This is a genomic window from Achromobacter sp. 1011791174 (genome assembly GCF_059760925.1).
Genome location: NZ_JCBANH010000001.1, coordinates 69,760 through 84,313 on the forward strand (window position 1 = coordinate 69,760; position 14,554 = coordinate 84,313).

Here is a 14,554-nt window from a genome sequence, read left to right on the forward strand (position 1 = left end):
TTCTACGGCGGCAGCTGCTCACTTTTTGTTCAGCGGACCGTCAACCGAACGCGCGCATGGGGCCTGGAATGCCTGCCCGCGAACGTGCCTCACAGGGCTTTCTGGAGGCTTCCAGGGGGTGAAAAACAGGATGGGCAAAGCGGGTTTTTCAGGGGTAAAAATGGCGATCCGGAGCCTGTCCGGCAAGAATCAGCCTGTGGATAACTACTGGGGCGCGTTGTTGTGCACATGTTGTGGAGGCAAGTTGAACAAGCGGGGGTTTTGGCGGGGTCGCCAAATCTTGTCCAACTTCGACTTTTTTCCCACACAGAGTTCTTGCACAGCCAAAAACCGTCGCAAGGCTATGAAAAAAAACAGGTTTCCAAGGTTAAGGTAGTTATCCACAGGCCTTATTAATCATTAGTCTTTATATAAAGAGAACTACAGGGAAAAGACAAACATGCTCTCTCTCACCTCCCAGCCACGCCCCCCCGGACTTCGTCCATGCGCATCCTTCTGATAGAAGACGAAGCTGAACTTGCCCGCTGGTTGGCACGCAGCCTGGCCCGTCACGCGGGTTTCGTTGTGGAATGGGCAGATGACGGGCTGGTTGCCGAACGGCGTTTGGCAATGGAAGAATTCGACGCGGTCGTACTCGACCTGGGATTGCCGGGCATGGATGGCCATTCCTTGCTGGCCAGGATGCGCGCGCGCGACGATCGAACGCCGGTGCTGGTCCTCACTGCGCGCGACTCACTCGCCGAAAAAATCGGCACGCTGCATGAAGGCGCCGATGATTTCCTGCCAAAACCCTTTGTTGTGGAAGAGTTGGAAGCGCGTTTGATCGCGCTGATCCGGCGCAGCCGAGGGCGAGAACGTCCGCGGCACATCCTGGGAAACCTGGTTTTCGATACCGCGACACAGAAATTCACGGTCCACGGACAGCCCCTGCAGTTATCCCCACGTGAACACGCAGTGCTGCGCACGCTGATCCAGAAAAGTGGCGAACCGATCAACAAGCAGCAGATCCTGGACCGGATCCTGACCGACGATGCGGACATCAACCTGGAAGCGATCGAAGTGCTGGTCCACCGCTTGCGCAAGAAATTAGCGGATACCGATGTGCAGATCGTGACCATGCGCGGCATGGGCTACTGCCTGGAGAACGCTGTTGACAACCCGTAGTACGGAAAAAATCGGCGCGAAAAATAGCCTGCCGGCACAGGGCAGGCGCCCCCGGACGCTGAAAATGCAGTTGCTCTGGTGGCTGATTCCGACGCTGGTCCTGGTGATGATCGCCGCGCTGTGGCTGTCGAACCACCAGCTGCGCAACCAGGTCGACATGGCCTATGACCGCTCGCTCGCCGGCGCGCTGCGCGCGATCGACCACAACATATCCACAGCCAGCGGTGGATTAGCCATGGAGCAGCCATACCTGATGCTGGAATTCTTCGAGCTGACAGCCAATGGCAGCGTGTTCTACCGGGTGGCCACCGAGGACGGGCTGGCCGAGATCGGTCATCCGGACCTGCCCATGCCCGACCGGCCGCTGGAATCTGGCGAGCCGCAGTTTTTCTATGCCGACTACCTGGGCACGCCGGTGCGAGTCGCGGCGCTGGCCCGTCCGATGGATCCGCCGCTGTACGCGAATAAAGGGGGACGTATAATCGTGCAGGTCGCGGAAGGCCTGGGCACCCGCCAGGAATTTCTGCACCGGGTGCTGTTGCGCTCGGTGGAACGCGACCTGGCCGTGATCGTCATAAGCGTCCTGGTGGTCATCCTGGGGGTTTTCATGGCCCTGAGGCCCCTGGAACGGCTGCGCCAGGATGTGGAAAAGCGGTCCTCGGACGATTTAAGCCCCGTAGACGCATCGGACATGCCAGGTGAGGTCCTACCCCTGGTCAGCGCCATAAACCTCCACATGGCCCGTTTTGCGGCTCAGGCGAGGGTGCAAAGCCAGTTCTTGGACGACGCCTCGCACCAATTGCGCACGCCTTTGTCGGTTTTGCGGACCCAGACGGCCTATGCCTTGCGCGAAACAGACCCCCAGGAGGTCCGTACAGCCCTTCTGGCGATGCAGGAAGGCTTGGACAGGGCCGTGCGTACCACCAACCAGATGCTGGCCCTGGCGCGCGCTAAAGACGCCTCCCTGGCCGAAGGCGGGTTCGCGCCCGAGCCGGTCGACCTGGTCGACACGGCGGACGCCGTCATCCGCGCCCTGCTGCCGGCGGCCCGTACCCGCCAGCTGGACGTGGGCATGGACACGCCGTCTGGACCGGTCAAGGTGCCGGCGGCCGACTGGCTGCTGCGGGAGGCGGTCAGCAACCTGGTGGACAACGCCATCCGTTACAGCCCGCAGGGCGGGGATCTGACGGTCCGGGTGCTGGTCGGGGACGGGACGGCCTGGCTGGTGGTGGAGGACAGCGGCCCGGGCATGTCGGCCGAGGACATCGCCCGCGCCTGCGTGCGTTTCCGCCGGGGAGCGGCGGGCAGGAACAAGCCGGGCGCCGGCCTGGGCCTGGCCATCGTCGGCACCATCGCCGAGATCCTGGGCGCGAAGCTGGTCCTGGAGAACCGGACGCCGCAGCCCGGCTTGCGCGCGGCGCTGGTGTTTACCCTGGAAAACACCGCGGATGCTGCGCTGCGTCACGAAAATCACAGAATTTGAAAGGTGTTGGAAAGGTTCGATTTTGTACGGTTGCGTCCGCGGGGCCAGCAGAGCCGCGCATGGGACGGCCTGCAAGGCGGGCATCGGATCCAGACCTATAAATTTCGGAGACGCAACAATGCAGACCAGTTTGAAGCTGCGCCTGGCCGCCGCCACGGCGGTGGGCGCCCTGACCCTGTCGCTGGGCGCCGCCCAGGCCGCCGCCGAACCCCGCCGTCCGGAGTGCATCGCCCCCGCCCAGCCCGGCGGCGGCTTCGACCTGACCTGCCGCCTGGCCACCGAGGGCCTGAAGCAGAGCGGGGCGCTCAAGACCGCCATGCGCATCGTCTACATGCCGGGCGGCATCGGCGCCGTGGCCTACAACAACATCGTGGCCCAGCATCCGAACGAGCCGGGCACCATCGTGGCCTTCTCCGGCGGTTCGCTGCTGAATCTGGCGCAGGGCAAGTTCGGCAAGTACAACGTCGACAACGTGCGCTGGCTGGCCGGCATCGGCACCGACTACGGCGTGGCCGTGGTGCGCAACGATTCGCCGTACACCGACCTGAAGGGCCTGATGGAGGCCTTCAAGCAGGATCCGACCAAGATCGTGCTGGGCGCCGGCGGCACCGTCGGCAGCCAGGATTGGATGAAGGCCGCGCTGACCGCCAAGGCGGCGGGCGTGGACTTCAAGAAGATGCGCTTCGTGGCCTTCGAAGGCGGCGGCGAGGCCGTGACTGCGTTGCGCGGGGGCCATATCCAGGCCTACATGGGCGACGCGGCCGAAGCCTTCACCATGCTCGAGGGCGGCGCTCCCATCCGCGTGCTGGCCGTGTTCAATGACCAGCGCCTGCCGGGCAAGCTGAACACCGTGCCCACCGCGCGCGAGCAGGGCTATGACATCGTCTGGCCCATCATCCGCGGCTTCTACGTGGGGCCGAAGGTGTCCGACAGCGACTATGAGTTCTGGGTCCAGGCGTTCAACAAGGCCACCGGCACGCCGGAATTCGCGAAGCTGCGCGAGCAGCAGGGCCTGTTTCCCTTCAGCAAGACCGGCGCCGAGCTGGACGCCTACGTGAAGCAGCAGGTGAAGCAGTACGGCGAACTGGCCGAGAGTTTCGGCCTGGTCAAGAAGTGATCTAGGCCGCCGGCCTTCATCCCAACCCGAGCGCTGCGTGGCAGCCCGCCCGCGGTTCATTCGCGGGCGGCGGGACGAGGCTACGCCGCGTTCCGGCCATCACGGAAAGACATCACCATGAACGATCGAACCCTGGGCATCGCGGCGCTTGCGCTGGCGGCCTTCATGACCTGGGCGGGATGGGACATCGAGGCGCCGTTCGCCTACGAGCCCGTCGGCCCGCGTGCCTTCCCGCTGCTGCTGGCGCTGATCATCGGCCTGTGCGGCCTGCGGCTGGCCATCAAGGGTGGCAACCCGGTGCAGGCCAACGCGCCCGGCGCCAACGGGCGCATCGCGCTGATGGTGCTGTTCTGCGCGGGCTACGCCTTCCTGTTCCAGTGGCTGGGCTTCATCGTCGCGACCGCGTTGATGACGGTGGCGGTGGGCCGGCTGTTCGGCGGCGGCTGGGGCAAGTGCGCCATCGGCGGCGTGGTCATGAGCGCCTTCTTTTTCGTGTTGTTCGACAAGGTGCTGGACGTGGTCCTGCCCGGCGGACTGCTGGAGAACCTGATATGAGCGGCATCCTCGATCATCTTTCCATCGGCTTTGGCGTCGCGTTCTCGCTGACCAACCTGCTGGTCGCGGCCATCGGCTCGTTCTTCGGCACGCTGGTGGGCGTGTTGCCGGGACTGGGCCCGATCAACGGCGTGGCGATGTTGATTCCCATCGCCTTCGCCATGAACCTGCCGCCCGAAACGGCGCTGATCCTGCTGGCGGCCGTATACGTGGGCGCCGAGTACGGCGGGCGCATCACGTCCATCCTGCTGAACGTGCCGGGCGAAGCCAGCGCCATCATGACCACGCTGGACGGCTATCCGCTGGCGCGCCAGGGCCTGGCCAACGTGGCGCTGTCGCTGTCGGCCTGGTCGGCGTTCTTCGGCGCCATCGTGTCGGTGGTGGGCATCATCCTGCTCGCGCCGCTGCTGGCCAAATGGGCGCTGGCCTTCGGTCCGGCTGAATACTTCGTATTGATGATCTTTGCGTTCTGCTGCCTGACCAGCCTGCTGGGCAAGCAGCCCGTCAAGGGCGTGCTGGCGGCGATGATCGGGTTGTCGATTTCGGTGGTCGGCGTGGACGCGAATTCGGGCGTATACCGCTATACCTTCGATCTGGTGCACCTGTCCGACGGCATCGAGTTCGTGGTGGTGGTGATCGCCCTGTTCGCGGTCAGCGAGATGCTGGAAATGCTGGAGAAGGTCATGGCCGGGCACAGCGTCGAGGTCAAGCCCAGCGGCCGCAAGCTGTTCAATCTGAAAGAGCTGGCGTTCACGTGGTGGAGCGTGGTGCGCAGCGCCTTCGTCGGCTTCGGCGTGGGCGTGCTGCCGGGGGCGGGCGCCAGCGTGGCCGCGGCTGTGGCCTATTCGCAGGAAAAGCGCATCATCGAAGGCAAGGATCCGGACGCCAAGTTCGGCAAGGGCGACATGCGCGGCCTGGTCGCGCCCGAGGCGGCGGCCACGGCTTCGGCGGTGGGTTCCTTCGTGCCGATGCTGACGCTGGGCGTGCCGGGCTCGGGCACGACGGCGGTGATGATGGGGGCGCTGACGCTCTACAACATCACGCCGGGGCCTGTGCTGTTCGATTCCAAGCCCGAGCTGGTCTGGGGCCTGATCGCCTCGCTGTTCGTGGCCAACGTGCTGCTGTTCATCATGAACGTGCCGATGGTGCGGCTGTTCTCCAAGGTGCTGTCGGTGCCGGGTTGGCTGATGGTGCCGGGCATTCTCTGCATCAGCTACATCGGCGTGTATGCGATCAACGCGGGCACGTTCGACCTGTTGCTGGTGGCCGGTATCGGCACGCTGGGCTACTTCCTGCGCAAGTTCGGCCTGCCGATGGCGCCGCTGGTGCTGGGCGTGGTGCTGGGCAACATGATGGAACAGAACCTGCGGCGCGCCTTGTCCATCACCGATGGCAATGTGTCGGTGCTGTTTCATAGCCCGGTCGCCATCAGCTTGTGGGTGGCAGCCGGCGCCGTGGTTGTGGTGCCGCAGCTCATGCGCCGCCTGCGCGCGCAGAAGAAGGTTGCCGTCGGGCCGGCATGACCGGACGCCGCAGTGGGCCGCGCACCGGCAGGCGCGGCGCCGCGGGGTGCCTCTGCCGGTTCTTGGACAGGGCGCCTTGCGGCGCCCTTTTTTATGCGCGAATTCTCGCTGGCTTTGCTTGCAAAACGTTAATAGCGAGTATTTGCTCGTATTGGTGAAAATGAAAAGAGCGCGCCATTTGGCGCGCTCTTTCAGGCTGCTGCAGCGTTTGGACTACACCGAGGCAAGCCGCTCCAGCGCGGCATCCAGCGTCGCGTCCTTCTTGGCAAAGCAGAAGCGCACGATGCGGTGATTGGATTCCGGCGCGTCGGGTTGGTGGTAGAAGGCCGACACGGGAATCACGGTGACGCCGTGGTTCACGGTCAGGTCGCGCGCGAAGTCGGCTTCGGCCTGCTTGGAGATATCGCTGTAGTCGGCCAGCAGGAAGAACGTGCCGGGGCTGGGCAGGGGGCGGAAGCGCGTCTTGGCCAGGCCTTCGGACAGGCGGTCGCGCTTGGCCTGGTAGAAGGCCGGCAGGTCCAGGTAAGGCTTGGGATCGCGCATGAATTCGGCCAGCGCGTACTGCATGGGTGACGGCACGGTGAACACCATGAACTGGTGCACCTTGCGCAGTTCGGCGCTGAGCTGGCGCGGCGCGCAGCAGTAGCCGATCTTCCAGCCGGTGGTGTGATAAGTCTTGCCGAAGGAAGAGATGACGAAGGCATGCTCGGCCAGCAGCGGACGGCGCGCGACGCTGGCATGAGGCTTGCCGTCGAACACGATATGTTCGTAGACCTCGTCCGACAGCAGCAGTACGCCGGTGTCGCGCACGATGGCTTCCAGCGCGTCCAGGTCGCTGTCGTCGAGCACGGCGCCGGTGGGGTTGTGAGGGAAGTTCAGCATCAGCAGGCGCGTCTTGGACGTGATGGCGTCGCGCACGCGCTGCCAGTCGATGCGGTAGTAGGGATCGTCGGCCGTGGGTGCGCGCAGCGGCACGGGCACGGCGGTGCCACCGGCCAGGCGGATCGCGGGCAGGTACGAGTCGTAGCAGGGCTCGATGACGACGACCTCGTCGCCGCTGCCGACGGCGGCCAGCACGGTGGCCATCAGCGCCTCGGTGGCGCCGCTGGTGACGGTGATCTCGGTCTCGGGATCGTAGGCGTGGCCGTACAGCTCGCGCGCCTTGGCGGCGATGGCTTCACGCAGCGGCGCGACGCCGGGCATGTAGGGGTATTGATTGTGGCCGTCGGCCATGGCCTTGGATACCAACGCGCACAGCGCCGGGTCGGGATCGAAATCGGGAAAGCCCTGGCCGAGGTTGATGGCCTTGTGCTCGATGGCCAACCGGCTCATCACGGTGAAGATGGTGGTGCCGACGTCGGGCAGTTTGGATCGGATCATGGTTGACGCAATAGTGGACGCGATAGGGCGATGAGAGTTTCCGTAAGTATCCCACTAACTCATAATCTGGTTTTCCGATGAGCATATGCGTGGACGGGATGAAGGGCGGCAAAGTGGGGTGGCGGGTAGCGGCAGGCCTGGTGCTTGCGTTGGCTGGAGCGCTGGTGGCGGTATGGGCCCACATGCCCTTGCCATGGATGCTGGGCGCGCTGCTGGTCACGGCGGCCACGCGCATCGCGGGCTTGCGCACAGCCTGTCCACGGCCGGCGCGCAATGCCGGGCAGTGGGTCATTGGCACATCGCTGGGCTTGTACTTCACACCGCAGGTCGTCGAGCATATCGGCAACAACGCGGGGCCTATCATCGCGGGCATGTTGTTCGCGCTGGGACTGTCCTTCATTGGTACAGCGATTTTGCGCCGATATACGGACGCGGATTTCAAGACGGCCTGGTTCTCGTCGGCGATCGGCGGCGCCAGCGAAATGGCGAACCTGGCAGAGCGCTACGGCGCGCGCATCGATCGCGTGGCCACGGCGCACAGCGTGCGCGTGCTGCTGGTGGTGGTGACGGTGCCCTTCATCTTTCAGGGGTGGGGCGTGGCGGGGTTGGATCCGACCGTGCCGGGGCCGCGCGTGGTGCATTGGCCCGGGCTGGCGGCGCTGGTGGCGTTGACCTGCATGGGCGGGCTGCTGTTCATGAGGCTGAGGCTACCCAATCCCTGGGTGCTGGGATCGATGTCGGTGGCGATGACGCTGACCCTGTCCGGCATCGAATTGTCGGCGCTGCCCGACTATGTGCCGAAGATCGGGCAGCTGTTCATTGGCTGGTCCCTGGGGGACCGCTATCGTCCGGACTTCTTTCGCGCCGCGCCCCGTTTCATCGCGGCCGTGGCCGTGTTCACGGTGATCGCATTGGCGCTGGCGTTCGGGCTGGGCGCATTGCTGTCGCTATGGTCCGCCGCGCCGGTGCCCACGTTGATACTGGGTACGACGCCGGGCGGAATCGCCGAGATGGCGATCACGGCAAAGGTGCTGCAACTGGGGGTTCCGGTGGTGACGGCGTTCCATGTGACGCGCATGGTGTTCGTGGTGCTGGTGACCGGACCGATGTACAACTTTCTGGCGCGCAGGCAGCGGGATTCCGCATAACGGTATTACCCGAAGACGTCCGACGAGTCTGAAAAATGCGACATTCGGGTAAACAACTATATGACTCGGTAATGTGTGGTGGGTATGCTGGTTCCGCAGTTGATTCAAGCAGCGCGCGATCGCGTTCTGTCGTCGTTTGACGAACGTGAACGCAGCAGCAACGCAGGTATCCCTACCGGTCGTTCAGTTGTCACGGCGTCCTTGATTCATTGCAATCTCGTTAATTACAGGACGCTAGGAAAATGGCTCAGAAGGGCAAAGTCAAGTGGTTCAATGCTGACAAGGGTTACGGCTTCATCACGCCGGACGCTGGCGGCACCGATGTTTTCGCACACTTTTCCGCCATCCAAGGCCGCGGTTACCGTAGCCTGAACGAAGGTCAGGAAGTCGAATTCGAAGTCAAGGATGGTCCGAAAGGACCTCAAGCGGCCGAAATTCGCCCGCTCTAAATCGGGAAATCCCAATTTCCCGTCAGCCAGGTTGAATCCTGGCTACAACGCCCCAAGACCTTGCGGTCTGGGGCGTTGTTTCATTTGGGCCTGCCCTTATCGATGTTGATCTCGCGCGACCAGTATTTTCGGGCTTGCCGAGCACAATGTTAGTGAATACTAACTTAGCGTGAGTCCTTTGGATAAGTCTGTGGATAATTTTCCCGGGCCGGTCTTGGTTTTGTGGGCAATCTTGGATCAATAGGTATTCGGCGGCGCGGTTTTGCACAATTTTGGATATTTGTTTGAATCGCGTGTCTGCCGGGTTCATGTTTCTCATGAAGCTCGCCATATCGTCTTCCACGCAGGGGGATACCTGCTTTTTCCCCAGGAAATTCGGGCTCTTACCGATTATTCAGTGCTTCGACGGCGTATTGGCCGCAAGCTGGCCGACGCGCTCTGGCGCTCTGTTGGGGCAGTTTTTGATGGTCTGACAGACGGTTGTTCACAAAGATATCCCCATCTTGGTTATGCACAGAATCCCCCTTGGTTTACGCCAAAGTGGGGTATCCAGTCTGTGGATAGAAATGGGGATATCGGCCAGCGAGCGGCTATTGATTCCGGTTTGCGCGACTGCTTCAGTGCAGCGGAAAGCCAGGATGCCGTAACACCCTGGTAGCGTTGAGCGGGCTTTGGCCGGGACAGACACGCGTGGGTATTGCCGCCAAAAAAATAGATCAAACGCGGCTAGAGATGTTGTCCACAGCGTTTTCCCGTGGATCAGCCAAAAGGATGAGGGCGGCCGTATCCGGCTGGGCTATATGAATTGTGCGGCCAGGGATTGAGTGCGCGAGCGGGATGTGGTGGCTGAGTGTCTGACGTGCAATTACAACTTTGTGGAAAAGTCGTGGATCGGCCTGACGAGCGGAAGGTGCGGTTGGACAGCAAATTCATCAGCCAGTTCCTGCTGACGATAGTTGTAGGAGTTGTCCACAAAATTCGGGCGGGTGCAATCTTGCCTATCGCAGCCATAGACCGCAGCTTATCCACAATGTTCTGCCGCCTTGCTCGTGCTTGGGTAATCGGCGTATCCATTGATTCGAAAGCCTATTTTGTCGTGGCAGGCGAATCAGCAACAGGCGGATTGCCTACCTGGCATGGCTCATGGATTTATGGGCCGAGTGGGCGGCCTAAGTCCTAGGTTGAGGTTGTCCACTTTTTTGTCCACAGGCCTGGCTAATCTGGGATGAGGATTTCATGTGGATAAGGTGAACTCAGATATTCAGCGTTGTTGGCTTGCTCTTGTTCTCACGTGCGTGTTGGAGAAGGGAAGCTGTGTGGTTTCACATGAAAATGGGTACGGCTGGCGCTGATCTTCGGAAATACGCTGGTGCTGTGGATAAGGCATATCACGATCGGTCGGCCTTTGCCGGTCAGCGATCTGGGTATGAACCAGACTCGGACATTGGTAAGCCCTTATCTGTCCTAGTCGGAATCGGAGTATGGACTGATGGATCGGTCTGCTTAGCGTGATGAAGATGATCGAGAGAATCGATGGTGCGTGGTCGTTGTGTTCAAAGAAGGACCGATTGTTTTGGGGGTAGGGGATGGGTAGGGCTAGAAAACCGTGATTTTCATCAGATGTTTCACGTGAAACGGGAACAAGGATTGCTTGGAGCGATGTGGGTGCAGCATTAAAAGGAACTGGGGATTTTGGTTTCACGTGGAACATCACGAGCCTTGGACAATCATCAGCGCAGTTCAAGGGTGGTTGTTCCACGTGAAACATGAAACGAATTCCAGCCCTTGCACCCAACACAGGAAAACTGAGCATTAAATGTTCCACGTGGAACATTGAAATCCGCACCGCCGAACATGAACGTTGCATCATTCGAATGATGTTTCACGTGAAACAACAACGGAAGAGCAGTGCTATCTGGTGGGTAGGGATGCGCCGGTCCGTATTTAATGTCGATGGCAGATAGGTATATGTTCCACGTGAAACATTGGAATCTGAGCATGGACATCCCCGTTGTTCAGAGTCAACGCGATAGCATTGCTGACTCTCATGAAGCCCACATCGGTTTGGCGGATACCCATCTACGGATATCAACAGGGCCATCATGTGTTCCACGTGAAACATGAGACTTGGGCAGATGCCGACATATTCAGGCTGGGATGCTTGTATCCCCGTCGCGTTTTCCTCACGTCTTACCGGTGCGACGGCCAATCCAGCCGCAGTAAAGCATGTTTCACGTGAAACATCCCCCCCCTGCATCTATAATGAGCACCGAACGCTCTCTTATCTTCTCCCCCATCATGGATTACCCCCGCGAATTCGATGTCATCGTTGTCGGTGGCGGTCACGCCGGCACCGAGGCGGCGCTGGCGGCTGCGCGCACCGGCGCACAGACGCTGCTGCTGACCCACAACATCGAGACCCTAGGCCAAATGTCTTGCAATCCCTCCATCGGTGGGATCGGCAAGGGACATCTTGTCAAAGAGGTCGATGCGCTGGGTGGCGCCATGGCCTTGGCGACGGACGAGGCTGGCATTCAGTTCCGTATTCTGAACGGCTCCAAGGGGCCGGCGGTGCGTGCGACGCGAGCCCAGGCCGATCGTGTGCTGTACCGCAAGGCGATCCGTGGTCGCCTGGAAAATCAGCCGAATCTCTGGCTATTCCAGCAGGCAGTCGAGGATTTGATGGTGGAGGGCGACCGCGTCGTGGGCGCCGTAACCCAGGTGGGTCTGAAGTTTCGCGCCAAGACGGTAGTCCTGACCGCAGGGACGTTCCTGAACGGACTGATCCACGTGGGCCTGCAGAACTATTCCGGCGGTCGTGCCGGAGATCCACCGGCGATTTCCCTGGGCCAGCGCCTGAAGGAACTGAAGCTTCCGCAAGGCCGCCTCAAGACCGGAACGCCGCCCCGTATCGACGGCCGCACGATTAACTACTCGATCCTGGAAGAGCAGCCGGGCGATCTGGATCCGATTCCCGTGTTCTCGTACATGGGCAATGTGGCCATGCATCCTCGGCAGCTGCCTTGCTGGATCACGCACACCAATACCCGCACGCACGACATCATTCGCGGCGGGCTGGATCGCTCGCCGATGTATAGCGGCGTGATCGAAGGTGTGGGCCCGCGCTACTGTCCGTCGATCGAAGACAAGATCCACCGCTTCGCCGACAAGGAGTCGCACCAGGTATTCCTGGAGCCGGAAGGGCTGGACACGCATGAGGTGTATCCCAATGGCGTTTCCACCAGCCTGCCGTTCGATGTGCAGCTGGACTTGATCCATTCGTTGCCTGGCCTGGAGAACGCCCATATCCTGCGTCCCGGTTATGCCATCGAATATGACTATTTTGATCCACGTGGATTGAAGAGCACGTTGGAAACCAAGGCGATCGAAGGTCTGTACTTCGCCGGCCAGATCAATGGCACCACGGGTTACGAAGAGGCCGCGGCCCAGGGCTTGCTGGCTGGCGTGAATGCCGCGCTCAAGTCGCTGGACCGCGATCAATGGACGCCGCGCCGCGACGAAGCCTATCTGGGTGTGCTGGTCGACGACCTGGTCACGCGCGGCGTGACCGAGCCCTATCGCATGTTCACCTCGCGCGCCGAGTATCGTCTCAGCCTGCGCGAAGACAATGCTGACCTGCGTCTGACCGAAATCGGTCGCCGCCTCGGTATCGTTGACGATGTGCGCTGGGATGCGTTCAATCGCAAGCGCGATGCGGTTGCCGCCGAAGTCGAGCGCTTGAAATCGTCCTGGGTCAACCCGCGCGTGTTGCCCGCCGAAATCGCGGAACCGCTGCTGGGGAAGGCGATAGAACGTGAGTACTCACTAGCTGACCTGCTGAAACGGCCGGGCGTTTCCTATGAATCGCTGATGGCCGCCCGCAACCTGGATGGCTCGCTGCTCGCCGGTCCTGGCGTGGTTGCGGACGAGGTGCTGGCCGAGCAGGTCGAGATCCAGGTGAAGTACGCCGGCTACATCGCCCGCCAGCAGGACGAAGTGCAGAAGCAGATTTCGCACGAGCTGCAGCCCATTCCCGCGGACGTCGACTACGACGCCGTGACCAGCCTGTCGTTCGAAGTGCGCCAGAAGCTCAAGACGCACCGGCCCGAAACCATCGGCCAGGCGGCCCGCATTTCCGGGGTGACCCCGGCGGCGATCTCGCTGCTGATGATCCATCTCAAGCGCCTGCACTATGGCACGCGCAAGCTGAGCCGCGATGCCTCGTCCGAGGCGGGCCCCGAGGAGGCCGCGGCATGACGTCACAAGCGCAAGCGGCCGGCGCCGACATGGCCGGCCGCTTGTCCCAGGCATGCGCGCAACTCGGCCTGCCGGTCGACGCGCAAGCTGTGGACAAGCTGCTCGGCTATCTGGCGCAGATGCAGCGCTGGAACCGTACCTACAACCTCACCGCCATCCGCGATCCGCAGCAGATGCTGATCCAGCATCTGTTCGACAGCCTGTCCGTCGTGGCGCCGCTGAGCGCCGCGCTGGGCGAGGCGTCTGCCAGGATCTATGACGTGGGTTCGGGCGGTGGCTTGCCCGGCGTGGTGCTGGCCATCATGCGGCCGCATTGGTCCGTGACCTGCATCGACGCCGTCGAAAAGAAAACCGCATTCGTGCGCCAGATGAGCGGCGCGCTTGCCTTGCCCAATCTGCAGGCCCGCCACGCCCGCATCGAAACGCTGGAGCCGGGCGAGTGCAATATTGTGACGTCGCGCGCCTTCGCATCATTGGATGATTTTGCCGAACTCGCGGGTCGCCATGTGCGCAACGATGGTACCCTCGTTGCGATGAAGGGCAAGGTCCCCGACGATGAAATCCAGGCGTTGCACGCGCGCGGGACATGGCAAGTCGACCACATACAGCCGCTCCAAGTGCCGGAGCTGCAAGCAGAACGCTGCCTGATCTGGATGCGCCGCAGTCAAGGAACCCTATGAATAACATTCCCCCCAGCGAAACCGCTCGCGTTTTCTGCATTGCCAACCAGAAGGGCGGTGTGGGCAAGACGACGACCGCCATCAACCTGGCGGCCGGCCTTGCCACGCACAAGCAACGCGTGCTGCTGGTGGACCTGGATCCGCAAGGCAACGCCACGATGGGCAGCGGCATCGACAAGAACTCGCTGGCTTCCAATCTCTATCAAGTGCTGATCGGAGAGGCCACCATCGCGCAGGCGCGCGTGCGCTCCGAGTCGGGCGGCTATGACGTGCTGCCGGCCAACCGCGAGCTGTCGGGCGCGGAAATCGACCTGGTGCAGATGGACGAGCGCGAGCGTCAGCTCAAGGCCGCCATCGATTCCGTCAAGCACGAGTACGACTTCGTGCTGATCGATTGCCCGCCCACGCTGTCGCTGCTCACGCTCAACGGCCTGGCCGCGGCGCACGGCGTCATCATTCCCATGCAGTGCGAGTACTTCGCGCTCGAAGGTCTGTCCGACCTGGTCAACACCATCAAGCGCGTGCACCGAAACATCAACGACGACCTGCGCGTGATCGGTTTGCTGCGCGTGATGTTCGATCCGCGCATGACGCTGCAGCAGCAGGTGTCCGCGCAGCTGGAATCGCACTTCGGCGACAAGGTCTTCAAGACCGTGGTGCCGCGCAACGTGCGCCTGGCCGAAGCGCCCAGCTATGGCATGCCTGGCGTGGTGTACGACCGCGGCTCGCGCGGCGCGCAGGCCTATATCTCGTTCGGCGCCGAAATGATCGAGCGCGTCAAGGAACTCAACTGACGCC

At 62.0% G+C, this 14,554-nt stretch carries 11 protein-coding genes; 10 read left to right on the forward strand and 1 reads right to left on the reverse strand.

The window, feature by feature from the left end:
• Positions 1 to 483: 483 nt before the first annotated feature.
• From AC6LJ5_RS00320 to AC6LJ5_RS00340, 5 genes are all read left to right on the forward strand, one after another.
• Positions 484 to 1,164 carry a response regulator gene (locus AC6LJ5_RS00320; RefSeq protein WP_103271769.1) on the forward strand — a complete coding sequence of 227 codons (681 nt, stop codon included), beginning with the start codon at positions 484 to 486 and terminating at the stop codon, positions 1,162 to 1,164.
• A complete protein-coding gene (locus AC6LJ5_RS00325; protein ID WP_498139552.1) occupies positions 1,151 to 2,647 on the forward strand; it encodes a sensor histidine kinase in 1,497 nt (498 codons plus the stop codon). Before AC6LJ5_RS00320 ends, AC6LJ5_RS00325 begins: the two co-directional genes overlap by 14 nt.
• Positions 2,648 to 2,765: 118 nt before the next feature.
• A complete protein-coding gene (locus AC6LJ5_RS00330; protein ID WP_498139553.1) occupies positions 2,766 to 3,764 on the forward strand; it encodes a Bug family tripartite tricarboxylate transporter substrate binding protein in 999 nt (332 codons plus the stop codon).
• A 117-nt stretch (positions 3,765 to 3,881) separates the two neighbouring features.
• A complete protein-coding gene (locus tag AC6LJ5_RS00335; protein WP_498139554.1) occupies positions 3,882 to 4,319 on the forward strand; it encodes a tripartite tricarboxylate transporter TctB family protein in 438 nt (145 codons plus the stop codon).
• On the forward strand, positions 4,316 to 5,842 hold the full coding sequence (locus AC6LJ5_RS00340) for a tripartite tricarboxylate transporter permease (protein ID WP_103271766.1): 1,527 nt from the start codon (positions 4,316 to 4,318) through the stop codon (positions 5,840 to 5,842). Before AC6LJ5_RS00335 ends, AC6LJ5_RS00340 begins: the two co-directional genes overlap by 4 nt.
• Positions 5,843 to 6,055: 213 nt before the next feature.
• Here AC6LJ5_RS00340 and AC6LJ5_RS00345 read toward each other — a convergent pair whose 3' ends face one another.
• Entirely contained in the window at positions 6,056 to 7,222 is a 1,167-nt protein-coding gene (locus AC6LJ5_RS00345; protein ID WP_498139555.1) for a pyridoxal phosphate-dependent aminotransferase, read from the reverse strand.
• 77 nt (positions 7,223 to 7,299) lie between these two features.
• Here AC6LJ5_RS00345 and AC6LJ5_RS00350 point away from each other — a divergent pair, with 77 nt between their 5' ends.
• From AC6LJ5_RS00350 to AC6LJ5_RS00370, 5 genes are all read left to right on the forward strand, one after another.
• Positions 7,300 to 8,370 carry an AbrB family transcriptional regulator gene (locus tag AC6LJ5_RS00350; protein ID WP_498139556.1) on the forward strand — a complete coding sequence of 357 codons (1,071 nt, stop codon included), beginning with the start codon at positions 7,300 to 7,302 and terminating at the stop codon, positions 8,368 to 8,370.
• Between the two features lie 242 nt (positions 8,371 to 8,612).
• Positions 8,613 to 8,819, forward strand: coding sequence for a cold-shock protein (locus tag AC6LJ5_RS00355; protein WP_006389561.1), 207 nt, complete (start codon positions 8,613 to 8,615; stop codon positions 8,817 to 8,819).
• Positions 8,820 to 11,117: 2,298 nt separating this feature from the next.
• The gene (gene mnmG / locus AC6LJ5_RS00360; protein WP_498139585.1) at positions 11,118 to 13,076 is read left to right on the forward strand and encodes a tRNA uridine-5-carboxymethylaminomethyl(34) synthesis enzyme MnmG; all 1,959 of its coding nucleotides are present in this window, start codon (positions 11,118 to 11,120) and stop codon (positions 13,074 to 13,076) included.
• Positions 13,073 to 13,756 carry a 16S rRNA (guanine(527)-N(7))-methyltransferase RsmG gene (rsmG, locus tag AC6LJ5_RS00365; protein ID WP_498139557.1) on the forward strand — a complete coding sequence of 228 codons (684 nt, stop codon included), beginning with the start codon at positions 13,073 to 13,075 and terminating at the stop codon, positions 13,754 to 13,756. The genes mnmG and rsmG overlap by 4 nt, the downstream gene beginning before the upstream one ends.
• Positions 13,753 to 14,550: a ParA family protein gene (locus AC6LJ5_RS00370; RefSeq protein WP_103271761.1), complete on the forward strand. Its 798-nt coding sequence runs from the start codon at positions 13,753 to 13,755 to the stop codon at positions 14,548 to 14,550. Before rsmG ends, AC6LJ5_RS00370 begins: the two co-directional genes overlap by 4 nt.
• The last annotated feature ends 4 nt before the right edge of the window (positions 14,551 to 14,554 follow it).

Excerpts from the sequence above, each read along its gene's own strand:
- AC6LJ5_RS00320 (WP_103271769.1), top strand. The coding sequence starts at position 484 with ATGCGCATCCTTCTGATAGAAGACGAAGCTGAACTTGCCCGCTGGTTG.
- AC6LJ5_RS00330 (WP_498139553.1), top strand. The coding sequence starts at position 2,766 with ATGCAGACCAGTTTGAAGCTGCGCCTGGCCGCCGCCACGGCGGTGGGC.
- AC6LJ5_RS00335 (WP_498139554.1), top strand. The coding sequence starts at position 3,882 with ATGAACGATCGAACCCTGGGCATCGCGGCGCTTGCGCTGGCGGCCTTC.
- AC6LJ5_RS00340 (WP_103271766.1), top strand. The coding sequence starts at position 4,316 with ATGAGCGGCATCCTCGATCATCTTTCCATCGGCTTTGGCGTCGCGTTC.
- AC6LJ5_RS00345 (WP_498139555.1), bottom strand. The coding sequence starts at position 7,222 with ATGATCCGATCCAAACTGCCCGACGTCGGCACCACCATCTTCACCGTG.
- AC6LJ5_RS00350 (WP_498139556.1), top strand. The coding sequence starts at position 7,300 with ATGAGCATATGCGTGGACGGGATGAAGGGCGGCAAAGTGGGGTGGCGG.
- AC6LJ5_RS00355 (WP_006389561.1), top strand. The coding sequence starts at position 8,613 with ATGGCTCAGAAGGGCAAAGTCAAGTGGTTCAATGCTGACAAGGGTTAC.
- mnmG (WP_498139585.1), top strand. The coding sequence starts at position 11,118 with ATGGATTACCCCCGCGAATTCGATGTCATCGTTGTCGGTGGCGGTCAC.
- rsmG (WP_498139557.1), top strand. The coding sequence starts at position 13,073 with ATGACGTCACAAGCGCAAGCGGCCGGCGCCGACATGGCCGGCCGCTTG.
- AC6LJ5_RS00370 (WP_103271761.1), top strand. The coding sequence starts at position 13,753 with ATGAATAACATTCCCCCCAGCGAAACCGCTCGCGTTTTCTGCATTGCC.